Raw genomic sequence first — 16469 nt, forward strand, 5'->3', positions numbered from 1 at the left:
CTCTGGAGGCGCGATAGCCGCGTACCCGTCCATGCGCCCCAAATACGGCAGGAACGAAAGGCTCTTACCGGGCCTGAACTGCGTAAACGCCCTCTGACAGCGAGCGTTTTCACGAGACGCGTGCCAGATGCGTGCCCGATAGAGGGGTCACCCGCGGGCAGTCTCGGTGCCAGCGCGGTCGTGGCAGACCCACTTCGACCACGGTTTCCGCAGTTCACACGGCCCCTCGTGCTAGATCAGAGGTGATTCCCAAGCTCATTGCTTCGAGGTGCCAGCGCTGTTGTCAGTACCAGCCGCTACTCTCACCGATGATCGTCAGTGCGGTGCTGGTCTGGGGAGGGGTAGGCGTGGGTGGGCAGTTGCGTGTTGGTCAGGTCTTTCGCTATGCGACAGGCAAGGACCCGGTGCCGGCGATGCTGGAAGGGCATCCGAACTTTCATCACGCGACGCACTCGCCCGGGCTTGCGCGAGCCTTGTTGGAGGCTGGGATCAACGGCATGGCGAAGGTCCGTGCTCCCGAGGGGTTGCGGCGGCCGGTAATCCTCATCAGGTCGAGTCCGTGGAAGGCCGGCACCGAACAGACGCCATGGCACGACGTGTTCGACATGGACAACGGGCACGTGCGCTACTTCGGGGATCACAAAGCAACCACCGTCGTCGAGCCGGGTAAGACCAACGGCAACGCGGCCCTGCTCGATGCCTTCACCGGGCACCAGGGGCATACGCCCGAAGAACGAGCCGAAGCCACGCCGTTGCTGTTGTTCCGGGCGGTTTCGCGTAACGGCAAGGTCAAGGGTCACGTCGAGTTCTGTGGATTGGGCATCATCGAGCGGGCTGAGCGGCTTGTGCAGTGGGGCGGCAGCGAGCACACGACGTTCACGAACTACGTCTACGACATCGCACTGATCGATCTCACCCACGAGGACGACAAGGTCACCTGGGACTGGATCGACTCCCGGCGGGACAAGGCCAACACCAATGCGGTGACGCTCGAACGCGCCCCGCGGGCGTGGCGCGAGTGGGTAAAGCACGGAAACTCTGCTCTTCCGAGGCTGCGCCGGCGCGTTGCTCGCGCCAAGGTGACCAAGGTCCCTGACCAGCGACCCAAGCCGGGCAGCAGCGAGGCCAAGGACCTGGAGCTGGTCTACAAGTACTTCGATGGACGCAAGCACGATTTCGAGGCGGTCGCGTCCGCGGTCGCTGCGCGGGTACTGCGTGGCGCGGGGAACAGTTACGTCGAGGGGTGGCTGACCCGACGGTCCGGGGACGGGGGAGCCGATTTCGTCGGTCGGCTCGACATCGGCAGCGGACTGGCTGGGACCAGTCTGGTGGTCCTCGGGCAGGCCAAGTGCGTCAAGCTCGACAACCTCGTCACTGCCGAGCAGATCGCTCGTGTCGTAGCCCGGCTTCGACGTGGCTGGATCGGCGTGTACGTCACGACCGGGGCGTACTCGGTGCCCGCACAGACCGAGATGGTCGAAGACCAGTACCCCATCGTGCTGATCAACGGCCTTGACCTGGTCAAAGAACTGCGTCGCATGGCTCGGGACGACCATGGGGGAGACCTCGAAGCCTGCGTCGATCACATACTGACCGGCCGGGAAACCGCGGTCACGAACCGGCGACCGGAAGAGATCCTATTGGAGTAGTTGACTCACCGGCCCGCGGATGATCCGCTGTCCCGCCCTGGGTGGAGACACCGCTGAAGCGTGGTCGGGCGCTATGGGGCAGCCACCTCGGACGTCCTTGGTCGTCCCGGGCCGTCTGTGGGCCGTGCGAGGGCGGCCGACGATGACGGATATCGACGGTCAGTGACGGGTTGGTGACGGTGGGGATGTTGGAACGTCCAGGTCACGGGCTCTGGGCCATACGCGTTTCCCCGGGCGGGCGGCCGTCAGGCAAGATGGGGTGTATCTGCCCACCTCACGATCTGCCGGACGGTTTCCCTTGGCTGAGTTCATCTACACCATGCGCAAGGCGCGTAAAGCGCACGGCGACAAGGTGATTCTCGACGATGTCTTCCTGAACTTCCTGCCCGGCGCGAAGATCGGTGTGGTGGGCCCCAACGGTGCCGGTAAGTCCACCGTTCTGAAGATCATGGCCGGGCTTGAGCAGCCGTCCAACGGTGACGCGTTCCTGTCGCCCGGCTACAGCGTCGGCATCCTCATGCAGGAGCCGAAGCTCGACGAGTCGAAGACCGTCCTGGAGAACGTGCAGGACGGCGCCGCCGAGCAAATGGGCAAGCTCAAGCGCTTCAACGAGGTCGCCGAGCTGATGGCGACCGACTACAGCGACGAGCTGATGGAGGAGATGGGCAAGCTCCAGGAGGACCTTGACCACTCCAACGCCTGGGACCTCGACGCCCAGCTGGAGCAGGCCATGGACGCGCTGGGCTGCCCGCCCGGCGACTGGCCGGTCACCAACCTCTCCGGTGGCGAGAAGCGCCGTGTGGCGCTCTGCAAGCTGCTCATCGAGGCCCCGGACCTGCTCCTCCTCGACGAGCCCACCAACCACCTGGACGCCGAGTCGGTGAACTGGCTGGAGCAGCACCTCGCGAAGTACCCGGGTGCCGTCGTCGCCGTCACCCACGACCGTTACTTCCTGAACAACGTCGCCGAGTGGATCCTGGAGCTCGACCGCGGGCGCGCGATCCCCTACGAGGGCAACTACTCCACGTACCTCGACAAGAAGGCCACCCGCCTCAAGGTCGAGGGCAAGAAGGACGAGAAGCGCGCCAAGCGCCTCAAGGAAGAGCTGGAGTGGGTGCGGTCCAACGCCAAGGGGCGTCAGACCAAGTCCAAGGCCCGTCTCGCCCGGTACGAGGAGATGGCGGCCGAGGCCGACAAGATGCGGAAGCTGGACTTCGAGGAGATCCAGATCCCGCCGGGCCCGCGTCTGGGCTCGATCGTCGTCGAGGTCGAGAACCTCTCCAAGGCCTTCGGCGACAAGGTCCTCATCGACGACCTGTCCTTCACGCTGCCGCGCAACGGCATCGTCGGCGTCATCGGTCCGAACGGCGCGGGCAAGACCACGCTGTTCAAGATGATCCAGGGCCTGGAGACGCCGGACAGCGGCTCCATCAAGGTCGGCGACACGGTCAAGATCTCGTACGTGGACCAGTCCCGCGCCAACATCGACCCCAAGAAGACGCTGTGGGCCGTCGTCTCCGACGAGCTGGACTACATCAACGTCGGCCAGGTCGAGATGCCCTCGCGCGCGTACGTCAGCGCCTTCGGCTTCAAGGGTCCGGACCAGCAGAAGCCGGCCGGGGTCCTCTCCGGTGGTGAGCGCAACCGCCTCAACCTGGCGCTGACCCTCAAGGAGGGCGGCAACCTGCTCCTCCTCGACGAGCCGACCAACGACCTCGACGTCGAGACCCTCTCCTCGCTGGAGAACGCGCTCCTGGAGTTCCCGGGTGCGGCCGTGGTCATCTCCCACGACCGCTGGTTCCTGGACCGGGTGGCGACGCACATCCTCGCGTACGAGGGCGAGTCCAAGTGGTACTGGTTCGAGGGCAACTTCGAGTCGTACGAGAAGAACAAGATCGAGCGTCTGGGCGCCGACGCGGCACGTCCGCACCGCGCCACGTACAAGAAGCTCACGCGAGGCTGATAGCTGGTGGCTCGGCACATCTACTCCTGCCCCCTGCGCTGGTCGGACATGGACGCCTTCGGGCACGTCAACAACGTCGTCTTCCTGCGGTACCTGGAAGAGGCGCGGATCGACTTCATGTTCCGGCTGGCGCCGGGGGAGGGCAGCGCGTCGTTCACGGGCGGGTCCGTCGTGGCCCGGCACGAGATCGACTACGTGCGGCCCCTCGTCCACCGGCACGAGCCGGTCAGGATCGAGTCGTGGGTGACGAAGATAGGCGCGGCGTCCCTGACGATCGCGTACGAGATCAAGGACCCCGAGCAGGTGTACGTGCGGGCCTCGACGGTCGTCGTCCCGTTCAACCTGGCGGAGGGACGGCCGCGGCGGATCACCGCCGAGGAGAAGTCCTTCCTCCAGGAGTACTTCGACGACTCGGCGGACGGCGGCAGGACCGGCAGGGCCCCCGCGGCCGCTTCCGGTGCCGCCGCTTCCGGTACGACGGCTGCCGGTACGTCCGGGGCTGTCGCGGCATGACGACGGGGCGGGCATGACGGTGCGGGCGCAGGAACAGGCTCGGATGCTGGAGCTGGACGGTCCCGGGGAGGCGGCGGACCTTGCCGCCTTCCTCGGCCGGCTGGTCCACTACGACCGGGCCGCGGCCGTCCGGCTCCAGGCGCGGGGCGGGGCGCTGGCCGTCTTCGGCCGGCCGCCGTCCTTCGAGGTGCTCGCGGTGCGGACCGCCCGTCTCGCGCACCCCGCCGAACGGGACGTGACGGTCTCCGCCGGTGAACTCCTCGAAGGGATCGACGAGTCGGCGGGCCGGCTGCGGGTCCCGGACGCCGTGACCGGGCCGCCGTGGGCGGGCGTGCTGCCGCCCCGGGGCGGCTGGCAGCCGGTCGACGGGGTGCCGGACGCGGCGGCGATGCGCGGGGTGGTGGCGGCCGCGGTCGCCGAATTCCGGGCGCGCGACGAGGAGTTGGCTCCGCAGGAGCGGACCAGGGCGGCCCGGGACCGGATCGGCCGGGACATCTGGTCGCGGACCCTCGCGGGTACGGAACTGCCGCTGCGGGCCGTGCATGCGGCGCAGTCGCTGGGGTTCCTGCGGGTGGGGGTGCCGGTGGGGGTGCTGGTGGCGGGGGGATGGATGAGGCTGCGGACGCCGTACGGGTCGGTTTCCGTGCGGGGGGTCGGTGGGGGGCTCGGGGCCCTGGCGGTGGCGCCGAAGTAGGGCGCGGCCGGGGCGGGTTCGTGCGGCTCCGCCGGGGGCCGCCCCCTTGCCCGCCCGTTCCGCCCCCGGGGGGCGGCCCCGCCGCCCAAGGGGGCTCGGGCGGGGCGGCCCCGCCGCCCAAGAAAGCGGAGGCGGGCGGCCCCGCCGCCCAAGGGGGCGGGGGCTTCAGGATTGGTCGTCGGGCCAGATTCCTATGTGGTCCTGTTCCAGTTCCAGCATCACCCGGTGGCGCATGTTCAGGGATTCCGTGTAGTCGGCGGGGAGCTGGAGGCGGCCCGCGCGGTCCAGCATCGCGTACTCGCGTGCGACCACCGACTCCTGTCCGGTCTCCGCGTCGACCTCCGTGCGCCGCAGCACCTCCGTCGACGTACGGCCGTCGCGGATGGCGACCGTGCGGCGGACCTCGGAGGCGACCGTCTGGTCGTGGGTGACGATGACGATGGTGGTGCCCAGCTCCTCGTTGGCGCGGCGGAAGGCGGCGAAGATGTCGTCGGCGGTGGCGGAGTCCAGCTCGCCGGTGGGCTCGTCGGCGAGCAGTACGGACGGCGCGTTGGCGAGGGCGACCGCGATGGCCACCCGCTGCTGCTGGCCGCCCGACATCTGGGCCGGACGCCGGTCGCGGCAGTCGGCGACCTCCATCATCGCGAGCAGCTCCTCCACCCGTTTGGTGCGCGCCTCCTTCCTGCCGCGCCCCTTCAACTGCATCGGCAGCGCGATGTTCTGAGCGGACGTCAGATACGGCATGAGGTTGCGGGCGGTCTGCTGCCAGACGAAGCCCACCACGTTGCGCCGGTAGTGCAGCCGCTCCTTGGCGCCCATGGTCAGCAGATCGCAGCCCGCCACCTTCGCCGCCCCCGCGGTCGGCTCGTCCAGCCCGGCGAGGATGTTCATCAGCGTGGACTTGCCGCTGCCCGACGCCCCCACCAGAGCCATCAGGTCGCCCTCCTGGACCAGCAGATCCAGCCCCTGGAGGGCCTGCACCTCCACCCCGTCCGTGGTGAAGACCCGCACCAGCCGGTCGCAGGAGATCAGCGCGTCGTGCCCGAACTCGGGCCGGTCGCGCCGCGACGCCGCGCGCCGCTCCAGTTCCGCGAGGGAGGTGCCCCCGCCCGCACCGGCCGCACCGGCCGTCTCCGTACCGGAAGTTCCCGTGTGGGTCATCGAGCGTCTCCTGCTCTGAGTTCGGTCGTCGTCACGCGGGTGGACCACCACGCCTGGATCGCCGCCACACCGGCCGCGAGGCACACCACCGCCAGGGCCGGCACCAGCAGCGACCACCAGTCGGTCACCAGCCCGAGCGCCGCGGCACGGGCGGTGGGAGCGTTCGCGGCCAGCGCGAGGGTGCCCAGGTCGATGTCGGGGGCGAGCAGCCGGACCGTGGCCCAGCCCGCCAGCACCCCGCCGAAGGCGGCCATCAGCGCCTGCGGCAGCGATTCGAGAACCAGCAGCTTCCTGCCCTGCCCCCGGGTGATGCCCATCGTGCGCAGCCGCGCCAGCAGGGCGACGCGCTCCGGTGCCGCCTGGAGCAGGGAGAGCAGGACCGCGAGGACGGCGAAACCGGCCCCGGCCGCGACCGCCGCCGTGTAGATCCGCTCGGCGCCCCGCTGGAACGGCGGGCTCACGAACTCGGCGCGCGCCTCGGCCCGCAGATGCACCGAGGCCGTGCTGCCCGCCGCCTTCTGGAGCGCCGCACGCTGCAGGCCCCTGCCGTCGTCCGTGCCGGTGACCAGCAGCGAAGCGGGTTTGTGCGCGGGGAACGCCGCCGCGCTGACCACCAGGAAGTCGCCCTCGCGCAGGGCGGGGGTGCTCGCGAGGACCCCCGCGACCCGGGTGGTGAAGGCGCCGTAGCGGGTGCTGCGCAGCGCGATGCCGGGTGCGTCGCCCAGCCGCTGCGCGACCTCGGGGGAGGCGAGCACGGGGAACACCCCGCCCTTGCCGCCGGAGCCGGACCCGGACCCGGACCCGGAGGAGGAGCCGGACCCGGAGCCCGCCCCCTGCCGCGCCAGCGCCCCCGCCTCGAACCCGCCCGTGCCCGTCGCGCGCGACAGCCGCGCGTACGCCTGGGGGTCGACCGTGACCAGGGCGACGTCGCGCTTGCCGTCCGGCAGCGACAGCAGGTAGTCGATGCCGACCGCGCTGACCTCCCGCACCCCGGGAAGCTTCCGCACCGCCTCCACGGTCCGGGCTTCGAAGCCGTACTTGCTCTTCTGCATCTGGTCCAGCCGGGCGTCGCCGCCCACCTCGGCCGTCGCCGCACGGTCCCGCGTATCGGCCACCCCTGCCAGTACCGACCCGCCGAACGCGGCCGTCGTCAGGGCCAGCAGCAGCGCGAGCAGCGGCAGCGTCGCCGTCGCGGGGGAGCGGCCCGCCCGCGCCGCCGACAGGAAGCCGATCGCGCCCCGGCGCAGCGCCATCGGGCGCGCCGCCAGCCGCAGCGGCAGCGGGTAGAGCCGTATCAGGACGAGCGAGGCGATGATCCCGACCAGTACCGGCGCCGCGCTGACCAGCTGGTCCACCGGTCCTTCCGTGCCGCGCCCGCGCAGCGCTGTGACGGCGGCCACCGTCAGGGCGAGCAGGGTGAGTTCGAGGACCGTGCGGCGCCGGGAGGGCTTCGCCCGGACGAGGTCGGCCCGCTCCCCGTGCACCCGGGGCCGCAGATGGGCGAACGCGGCGCGCACCGGCAGCCCCGCGCACGCGAGGAGCGCCACGGCGCCCGCCGCCAGCACCGGGGCCGTCGCCGCGGCGTCCGGCAGCAGCAGGAACGCGGCGAGAGCGCCGAGTGCCGCGGCGGGCACCGCCACCACCGCGAGTTCCGCGCACAGCCGCCCCGCCAGGCCCCGTACCGACCCGCCCCTGGCCCGTACGAGAGCCAGTTCGGCGTGTCTGCGGGCCCCGGTGAGGCCGCCGGCCATCAGCAGGACGACGGCCGCGACCGTACCCACGCCGAACGCGGCCACCGCGACGACCGGGACGATCGCGGAGCGGGCGGCCAGATGGGCGCCGACCACCTTCTCCAGGTCGGTGACGACCGCCGCCCCCGGCGACACTCCGGAGCGCAGCGCGCTGAGCGCGGGCCCGCCCTCCAGCGAGGCGACGGCGGCGGCCAGCGGTTCGGCGTCCGAGGCCCGCAGGTGGTCGGTGCGCGGGGAGAACTCCCAGTACATCTCGGGCGCCGGGGTGACGGTGAAGAGCGCGGCGGCCTCGCCGGGCGCGAGCAGCAGGGTGGAGGACCAGTACGGCTCCAGTTCCTCCCGGTCCATGGCCAGCCTGACGGGCGTGTGCAGGACGGGGTCGACGGACCAGTAGCCGTCCCCGGTGCCGTGCGGCTCGAAGATGCCCACGACCTCTACCTCGGCGGAGTTGCCCGCGGTGCGGCCGACGTTCTCCGCCCCCAGGTGCAGCACCGAACCGACCTTGATGCCCAGGGTGCGTGCGGTGACGGCGGACACCGCCGCCTCCACGGCCACGGTCTCCGCCGGGCCCGCGCCCCGGACGGGCCTGGCCGCGCCGTCCGCGGGCGCCCGGCCCGCCACGAACCGGGAGTGCGCGGCCAGGTCCGAGCGGGCGGTCAGCGCGAACCGGGGCGGTGTGGCCTTCTCCAGCCAGGTCAGCCACCGGTCCGTCGCGGCCAGCGGCCTCGGCACCCGGACCCCGTACGCGAAGTCGCCCGGCTTCGGCACGAGCGGCTTCGCGGGCGCCCCCAGGACCGCGTCCATGGCGGCCCGCATCCTCCTCGGCGACACCTCCCGGACCACGTCGCCCTCCGGGTCGGGCTGTGCGCCGACCTGCACGATGCGCTGGGAGGTGGAGGACGCGGAGACCTGGTGCCGCAGGCCCTGGTCCTCGTACCGCTCCAGGGCGCGCGGGAACGCGGCGGCCAGGAACGAGGTGACCAGGACCAGCGCGAACAGCGCTCCGGCGGCACCGGGGGCGGTCCGCAGCCGGGTGCGGACCCAGGGGGCGACAGCGCGGGTGCTCATCAGTTGCCGCCTCCGTGGACGCGCAGGGTGGTGGCCGGATCGCCCCGGCGCAGGGCGAGCGCCAGGACGACCAGCAGGGGTACGGCGACGACCGAGGCCAGCAGCACGGCGATCTGCCCGGCGGGCAGCTGCACGAGGACACCCGGCAGCGGCTGGGTGGCCTGCCCGGTCAGCACGATCAGCGGTACGACCGCCCTGGTCAGCACGGCGCCCAGGGCGAGCCCCACGAGCAGCGCGAGAGAGATCAGCAGCGACTGCTCGGCCGCGATCAGCCGGGTCAGCTGCCGCGGCGGCGCGCCCAGCGCCCTGAGCACCGCGAACTCCGCGGTGCGCTCGCGCAGCGAGCCCGCGGCGCCGACCGCGAAACCGACCGAGGCCAGCAGCACGGCGACGACGGCGACCGCGAGCAGCGCCGCCTGCGGGCCCGCGCCGAGCGGGTCGTCGTACAGCTCGCGCAGCGTCTCGTCCCGGACGAGCACCTGCGCGGGGTCGAGGTCCGGGCGGTCGCGCAGCGCCGAGGCCGTCTCGGCGGCCCTCCCGGGGGCGGTGGCCAGCCACCACTCGTCGGGCGGCAGGGTCACCAGGGACTGCCGGGCCAGTTCCCGGTTGACCGCGCGCAGATCCACCAGCAGGGCGCCGCCGTCCGCGCCCGCGGCGGGGTCGGCGGGGGACTTCACGGAGGGGCCGGTGGTGGGGAGCTGCCGGAGGGAGCCGGCGATGCGCAGGGAGAGGGTGGTGCCGTTCACATCGAAGTCGATCTTCGAGCCGACCTTCGCCGAGGCGGCGGCCAGGAACGAGTCGGTGGCCAGGGCGGTCAGCGGAGTCCGCTTCGCGCCGCCCGCGGCGATCCGCACGGAGGTGTGCGCCACGCCCAGCCACTCCTCCTCGGGTGGCGTGGTGTTCGCCCCGGTCCGGTACGCGACCCTCATCAGCGCCTCCGGGGCCGCGCCGGGACGCAGGGGGGTCCGGGCGTCGCTCTCGCCGATGCTCTCCCGCAGCACGTCGACCGCGTGGCCGGACCAGACGAGGCGCTCGGGCGCGGGGACGGGACGGCCGTCGGCGCCCCGGACCGAACGGAGCGTCAGGACGTGGTCCTCGCTCCTGCCGCGCGGCTGGTCGAACGTCGCCTCCAGGGCGGTCAGACGCAGCGGCGGCGCGGCGCCCCGGGCCGCCGCGGGGTCCAGGCGGAGCGCGGCCGGGCGGCCGTCGGCGGACAGGGAGCCGACGGGCAGCCGGTGGGTCGTGCCGTACTTGTCCTCCACGGTGACCACCAGCGCCGCCCCGACCGCGGACCGGGCGCCGTCGGCCCGGCCCAGCGAGATGTCCAGGGTGGCGGCGCCGCGGGGGAGGGGGATGCCGTTGCGGTCGCCCTCGGGCGCCCGCAGGACGGCGGTCCGCCGGGGGACGCCGGCGGCGCCGCCCTCGGAGAGGTCGTCGCGCAGCAGCAGTCCGTCGGCCGCGGCGGCGGTGTCCAGTGCCAGGACCGTCGCCGACCGGTCGTCGGAGAGGGTCATCTGGCGGCGCACCGCGGGGGCGGCGGCCGTCACTCCGGGGACCGCGGCGAAGGAGGCGTCGGTGTCGGAGTCCGAGCCGCCCAGGACACGGATCCCGGTGCCGCTGCGGAAGTCCGCCTGGTCCTCCTGCGAACGGTCCCAGGAGGCGCCCTGGCCGATCGCCAGCATGCCCATCGCCACCGCGAGCACCAGCAGCAGCACGGGCCCCGCCCCGCGCATCGGGCGGCGGCTCAGCTGCCAGCCCGCGAGGGCGGCGGGCAGCCCGCGCCCCCTGGCGGCACGTTTCTCCGCGAGCCTGGCGAGCGGCGGCAGCAGCCGCAGCGTCAGCACGGTGCCCGCCAGCAGCGCGAGCGCCGGGGCCGCGACGAGCAGCGGATCCACGCCCAGCGTGCCGCCCCGGCCGCCGGACAGCGGCCCGCTGCCGGAGGTCTGCCGGTCCAGCTGCCAGTACGCCACGCCCGCGACCAGCAGCAGCGCCAGGTCGGCCCCCGCCTTCAGCGGCCGGGGTACGGAACGCCCCTTCGAGGTCCGCCCCGCGGTGATCGCCGGGGCGACCACGGCCGCCGCGCAGCCGAGCCCGACGCCCACCCCGACCAGCCAGAGCCCCGGCGACCCCAGCGGCCCCCCGGTGTCCAGCGAGAGACCGATCCGCCCGAGCGAACCCCGCTCCGCCAGCAGCCCGGCCAGCGGCCCCGCGAGCAGCGGCGCGGCCAGTGCGGCGGGCAGCGCCAGCAGACCCGCCTCGACGGCGGCCAGCGCGATCACCCGTTGCCGCGAGCCGCCGCGGGCCCGCAGCAGCGCGCTCTCGCCCTCCCGCTCGGCGGACAGCAGCCGGGCGACCAGCAGCAGCGCGTACGCGGCGAGCAGCACCAGCTGGAGCGAGACGATCATGAGGGTGGAGCGGGACACCAGCAGCGCCCGCTCCGCCTGGTCCAGCACCTGGGGCAGCCCGTGGGCGACCGACACCGAGCCCGCGAGGGGGGCCGTCCCGTTCAGGTACGCGGCGCCGCCCACCGCGGCCTCGCGCAGCCGGCCGATGCCGGCCGCGGTCACCGTCGAGAAGTCGGCGGTGACCAGCCAGGAGACATTGCCCGCCGAGAGCGCCCCGGACCGCAGCAGCGCGCGGTCGACGAGCAGCGGCCCGTAGCTGGTGAAGGTGGCGGTGCGGATGCCGCGCCCGCCCAATTCCTCCAGCTTCCAGTACGGGTCGGCCGGCCGCCGGGGCTCGTACAGGCCGGTCACCCGGACCTTGCGCTCGGGCCCGGAGAGGCGGTCGGTGAGCTTGAGGACGGTGGGGCCGGGGGTGATGCCCAGCCGCTTGGCCGCGTTGGCGGGGAGCGCGACCTCGATGACGTCGCCGGGTCCGGGGGCCTTCGCGCCCGGCTTGGGCAGAGCGCCCGCCGTCAGCCGCACCCGGGCCGGGTCGAGGTCGGCGAACCGGGTCAGGTCGGGCTCGCCCTTGCGGGCCGAGGGGGGCTGGAGGGAGCGCGGCAGCGAGTACGGGCCGGACTGGTCGACGGTGACGACACGGGTGGGCAGCCCGTCGAAGGCGCGCCGCGCGCCCTCCCGTACGACCTTGTCCGCGTCGGCCCGCTGCGCCTCGCGCACACTGCTGAGGGAGAGGGTGAGGGCGGCGGCCGACGCGTCGCGCGAACCCAGCGAGCGGCGCAGCCCCGCGTCCCCGACGGAACCGGAGAAGGCGGCCAGCGCCGCCAGTACGGACGTGGTGAGCAGGACCGCGAGGAGGGCCGCGGCCAGCAGCAGCCGGTGCGCCCGTACGCGCAGAAAGACAAACCCCGTCACGCGGTCCCCGCCCCCTGATCCCGGCCCCCGGGCCTTCCGCGTCCGATTGACCCCGAAAGCCCTTTCGGATGCTTTCAGAGGTACGGGCGCAAAGAAACCGCTTGCGGGCGCGGCTTGATCCGATCGTGACCGAATTCCGGGATTGGATCACCGGATTCCGGTTCTGCCGGGACGGGACGGCACAACCCCGTACGGCAAGAGGGCAGTTCGGCGCCGCGGGTTGCCTCCGGAGCAGATCTTTCCGGCCCCGGCCGCCGGTCGTCCCCCGTGCGGACCAGGGGAGCGCCGAGGGGTGCGCGGCCGGGCGTTCAGCCCTCGGTGTTCACCATCGAGGCGGCGGCATACGTCATGTAGTTCCACAACTGCCGCTCGTGCTCCGCGTCCAGGCCCAGTTCGTCGACCGCCACCCGCATGTGCCTCAGCCACGCGTCGTGCGCCGCCCGGTCCACCCGGAACGGGGCGTGCCGCATCCGCAGCCGGGGGTGGCCGCGCTCGTCGCTGTAGGTGCGCGGTCCGCCCCAGTACTGCATCAGGAACAGCGTGAAGCGCTCCTCGGCCGGACCGAGGTCCTCCTCGGGGTACATCGGCCGCAGCAGCGGGTCCTCCGCGACGCCCTGGTAGAAGCGGTGCACCAGGCGCCGGAAGGTCGCCTCCCCGCCCACCTGCTCGTAGAAGGTCTGCTCCTGAAGCGCTCCCCGCGGAATCTCGTTCACCGTTCCATCGTCTCAGACGGGGCGGACCAGGACCCAGGGCCTAGGACTCCTCCACGCGTACTCGCCAAGGGGCCGGTGGGCGCGCCACAGTGGGGCTATGGGCGCACACGCGGAGCACGTCGACCTGTACGCCGGTGAGCGGGCCGCACTGGTCCGCACCGTCGCGGCGTCCGGAGCTCTCAAGGACCCGGCCTGGCGGGCGGCCTTCGAACAGGTGCCGCGCCACCTGTTCGTACCGCACTGGTTCCAGCACGGGCCCGCGGGCTACGAGTGCTTCTGGGCCCAGGACCCGGACCCCGAGCGGCGGCGGCGCTGGCTGCGGGGGGTGTACGCGGACACCGCGCTCGCCACCCGGGTCCAGGACGGCACGCTGCTCTCCTCCAGCAGCCAGCCCTCGCTGATGGCCAGGATGCTGGACGAACTGGAGGTGCGGGACGGGCAGCGGGTCCTGGAGATCGGCGCGGGCACCGGCTACAACGCGGCCCTGCTCAGCCACCGGCTCGGCGGGCGCAACGTCACGACGGTCGACCTGGACCCGGAGATCGTGGAGTCGGCGCGGGCGCACCTGGAGGAGGCCGGCTACCGGCCCGCCGCTGTGGTCGGCGACGGGGCGCGGGGCTGCCCGGGGCGCGGCCCCTTCGACCGGATCGTCGCCACCTGCACGGTGCCCTCGGTGCCCCGGGAGTGGCTGCGGCAGTGCAGGCCCGGCGCCCGGATCCTGGCACCGCTGTCCACCGGTCTGATCGCGCTCAGGGTGCGCGACGCGGGGTACGCGGAGGGGCGCTTCCTGCCCACGCCCGCCTACTTCGTGCCGCTGCGGGGCGGCCGGGCGGCGGCCACTCCCCGCTACACCGGCGGGCTGCCCAGGACCGCGCTGGAGAACGACCTGTTCCGCTTCCTGCTGACGCTGAGCGCGAGCAGCCTCGACCCGCACGAGGCCCTCGCCCTGTGGCACCTGGAGGGCAGGCCGCGCCGGGAGCGGTTCGGGGTGACGGTGGGCGGCGCAGGCCAGTGGGCCTGGCTGGACGACCCGGCGGGCCCCTACGCCTGGCCCATGGCGGAGTGAACCGCCCGGCCACGGGCCCGGCACGGCGCTTCCGGAAACGGCGGAGGCGGGCGGGACCGGGTGGTCCTGCCCGCCTCCGCCGGGAGCCGCGCCCCGTCAGTTCCGGTGGATCGTGATCGTCGTCCAGGCGCCCACGTGCACCCGGTCGCCGTCCTGCAGCGGCACCGGCACGTACGGCTGGATCGGGTCCTCGCCGCCGTTGATCGTCGTGCCGTTCGTCGAGTTCTGGTCGACGACCGCCCAGGTCCCGTCCGGCTGCTGCACCAGCACCGCGTGCTGGTGCGAGACGCCCGGGTCCTCCGGCGGCACCGCGAGGTCCACGTCCGGGGACTCGCCGGTGGAGTGCCGGCGCCGGCCGATGGTGATCTGGTTCCCGGTGAGCTGGAGCTGCTGCTCGGGGGAGTACGCCGGCAGGTTCAGCCCGCCCGCCTCCGGACCGCTGCGCTGCATCATCGCCATGAAGTAGTCGCGGTCGGGGCCGACCGTCGCGGACCACTGGCCGCCGCCCTGCTGGTGGCCGGGCTGCGGGCCCTGCGGGTAGTCGGGCTGGTACCCGCCGCCCGGACCGCCCTGCGGGAACCCGCCCTGCTGCTGGTGGCCCTGCTGCTGGTACCCGCCGGGCGGGCCCTGCTGCTGCGAGGGCGGCGGCAGCATCCAGTCGTCGTCGCCCCCGTTGCCGCCGCCGTGCTGCGGCTGCTGCTGGTACTCCTGCTGGTACGGGGCCTGCTGCTGGAACGGCTCGGCGGGCCGGTTCATCTGCGAGGGCCGCGAACCCTGGTACTCGTACGGGTCACGCTGCTGCTGGCCGTACCCGGGCTGCGGGGCGGGCGGCGCGTACGTCGCCTGGTTGGTGAGGAAGTTCCACCGGCACTCCTCGCAGAACGGCGCCAGCGCCTCGCGCGGGGTGCGGCACTGCGGGCAGAGCTCGGCGTGGGCGGTGGCGTCGGGGCCACCGCCGTACCCGCCCTGGCCCTGGTCGGACTGCGGGTAGCCGTAGGCGGGCGGCGGCGGTGGCGGGGGCGGCGGCACGGCGCCGGCCATGCGATGGCCGCAGACCTCGCACCAGTCGTCGGAACCCGACTGGTGTCCGTTCGGGCAGGTCGGCATGTCGGCGCTTCCCCCTCTCCTCGTCCGGCCCGCAGGCCGTACACAGTTCTTCGTGATCGACTGTTCTGGTCGAAATCCTGGTTACTTCTTTACGCGAACGGTCTTGGTCGAGCGCGTTTCGAGAGTCATCTCGTCCGCTTCCTCGACCTTCGCCTTCAGCCGCACAGTACCCGTCGCCTCGTCGACGACGTCCACCACCTTCGCAAGCAGTTTCGCAGTATCCGCGTTCCCGGACGCCGCCGCGAGCTGGACGGCCCGTCCCAGTTTGGACGTGGCACCATCGAAATCGCCCGACTTCCGCGCATCCAGGCCCTGTTGGATTGCTTGTGCAAGTTCCGCCTGTCCCGTGTAGTGGGCGACCTGCGGATTGATGGACGTCGAAGCAGTCATGTCGTCGGTCCAGACCGCGCGCACCAGACCCTGGGACAGCGTCTGCGGGGTGCCCCCGGAGGCGTCGGGGAGGATCAGCGAGACCCGGGCCGCCAGCATTTCCTGCCCCACGCCCGCCTCGGGCACGGTCACGCACACGTGGTAGTCGCGGGACTCGTCGCCCCAGGAACCCGTCGGGTAGTCGCCCGCGCGGGGTCCGGCCCCGGTGCGCCGCGAGGTGAGCTCCTCGACGGTCGGGGCGACCTGCTTGACGAATTTGATCTCGACCCCGACGGGCGTCCACAGCCGCAGATTCACATCCGCGACCTCCTTGCCCATCGCGTTCTCCATCATCTGGGTGAAGTCGGCCGCGAGGCCGGCCGGGTCCGCGACGATGTCGGCGGTGCCCAGCAGCGCGGAGGCGATGCCCGTGACTTCCTTCACCTCCCAGTCCGTGCCGACACCGCGCGCGTCGCAGGTGAAGCGGCCCGCCGACGCCTCCAGGGCGGCGGCCAGGTCCTTCGGGGACTCGTGCTCGTTGCGGCCGTCGGTGAGCAGGATGCCGTGCCGGATCGGGGCGTCGGAGGTGGCCAGCAGCCGGTCGGTCATTTTCAGCCAGGTTCCGATCGCGGTGCCGCCGCCCGCGCTCAGTGAACGCAGCGCGTTCCTGGCCTGCGCCCGGGTCTCGGCGCTCGCGGTCGCCAGCCGGTCCTGCCCGGGGTAGACCTGCTTGGCCAGGTGGGTGCCGCCCACCACGGCGAACTCCACCCCGTCGCGCAGCGCGTCGATCGCCGCGGCCGTGGCGTCGCGGGCACCGCGCATCTTGGTCGGCGGATAGTCCATCGAGCCCGAACAGTCGACCATGATCACCACGGCCGCCGCCGGACCCTCACCGGGTATCTGGGCGGGCGACGCGGTGGCCCCCGCCGGGGCGCCCCCGCTGGTGCCCCCGCCGGTCGAGGTGACCGTCACGATCGCGTTGACCTCACGGCCGCCTTCCGGCAGGAACTCGTTCTGGTACACGTCGACGGAGAACTGCGGCACGTTGGACTTGGAGAAATTGGCCATCGAATCGGCTCCTAGCGAGACCTGCGGACA

11 protein-coding genes are annotated in these 16469 nt (G+C 72.9%); 5 read left to right on the top strand and 6 right to left on the bottom strand.

Annotated elements, in window-relative coordinates; translation table 11 throughout:
- Positions 1 to 308 precede the first annotated feature (308 nt).
- The 4 genes from ACFYVL_RS42045 (at position 309) to ACFYVL_RS42060 (ending at position 4819) form a co-directional block, all read left to right on the top strand.
- Positions 309 to 1649: a restriction endonuclease gene (locus ACFYVL_RS42045; protein WP_389254958.1), complete on the top strand. Its 1341-nt coding sequence runs from the start codon at positions 309 to 311 to the stop codon at positions 1647 to 1649.
- 298 nt (positions 1650 to 1947) lie between these two features.
- The gene (gene ettA, locus ACFYVL_RS42050) at positions 1948 to 3612 is read left to right on the top strand and encodes an energy-dependent translational throttle protein EttA (protein WP_389254960.1); all 1665 of its coding nucleotides are present in this window, start codon (positions 1948 to 1950) and stop codon (positions 3610 to 3612) included.
- A gap of 6 nt (positions 3613 to 3618) precedes the next feature.
- Entirely contained in the window at positions 3619 to 4125 is a 507-nt protein-coding gene (locus tag ACFYVL_RS42055) for an acyl-CoA thioesterase (protein WP_389254962.1), read from the top strand.
- A 13-nt stretch (positions 4126 to 4138) separates the two neighbouring features.
- Positions 4139 to 4819 carry a hypothetical protein gene (locus tag ACFYVL_RS42060; RefSeq protein ID WP_389254964.1) on the top strand — a complete coding sequence of 227 codons (681 nt, stop codon included), beginning with the start codon at positions 4139 to 4141 and terminating at the stop codon, positions 4817 to 4819.
- Positions 4820 to 4984: 165 nt separating this feature from the next.
- Here ACFYVL_RS42060 and ACFYVL_RS42065 read toward each other — a convergent pair whose 3' ends face one another.
- From ACFYVL_RS42065 to ACFYVL_RS42080, 4 genes are all read right to left on the bottom strand, one after another.
- Entirely contained in the window at positions 4985 to 5980 is a 996-nt protein-coding gene (locus ACFYVL_RS42065; RefSeq protein ID WP_389254966.1) for an ABC transporter ATP-binding protein, read from the bottom strand.
- Entirely contained in the window at positions 5977 to 8799 is a 2823-nt protein-coding gene (locus tag ACFYVL_RS42070) for an FtsX-like permease family protein (protein ID WP_389254968.1), read from the bottom strand. Before ACFYVL_RS42070 ends, ACFYVL_RS42065 begins: the two co-directional genes overlap by 4 nt.
- Entirely contained in the window at positions 8799 to 12116 is a 3318-nt protein-coding gene (locus tag ACFYVL_RS42075) for an FtsX-like permease family protein (protein ID WP_389254970.1), read from the bottom strand. The genes ACFYVL_RS42070 and ACFYVL_RS42075 overlap by 1 nt, the downstream gene beginning before the upstream one ends.
- Positions 12117 to 12424: 308 nt before the next feature.
- A complete protein-coding gene (locus tag ACFYVL_RS42080; RefSeq protein ID WP_389254972.1) occupies positions 12425 to 12829 on the bottom strand; it encodes a globin in 405 nt (134 codons plus the stop codon).
- 97 nt (positions 12830 to 12926) lie between these two features.
- Here ACFYVL_RS42080 and ACFYVL_RS42085 point away from each other — a divergent pair, with 97 nt between their 5' ends.
- Positions 12927 to 13895, top strand: coding sequence for a methyltransferase domain-containing protein (locus ACFYVL_RS42085; protein WP_389254974.1), 969 nt, complete (start codon positions 12927 to 12929; stop codon positions 13893 to 13895).
- A gap of 96 nt (positions 13896 to 13991) precedes the next feature.
- Here the strand turns inward: ACFYVL_RS42085 and ACFYVL_RS42090 are convergent, their stop codons facing one another.
- Entirely contained in the window at positions 13992 to 15002 is a 1011-nt protein-coding gene (locus tag ACFYVL_RS42090) for an FHA domain-containing protein (RefSeq protein WP_389254976.1), read from the bottom strand.
- Between the two features lie 81 nt (positions 15003 to 15083).
- On the bottom strand, positions 15084 to 16439 hold the full coding sequence (locus ACFYVL_RS42095; RefSeq protein ID WP_389254978.1) for a VWA domain-containing protein: 1356 nt from the start codon (positions 16437 to 16439) through the stop codon (positions 15084 to 15086).
- Positions 16440 to 16469: the final 30 nt, after the last annotated feature.

Origin of the sequence: Streptomyces sp. NPDC004111 (assembly GCF_042874215.1) — a bacterium.
Classification (GTDB): Bacteria; Actinomycetota; Actinomycetes; order Streptomycetales; family Streptomycetaceae; genus Streptomyces.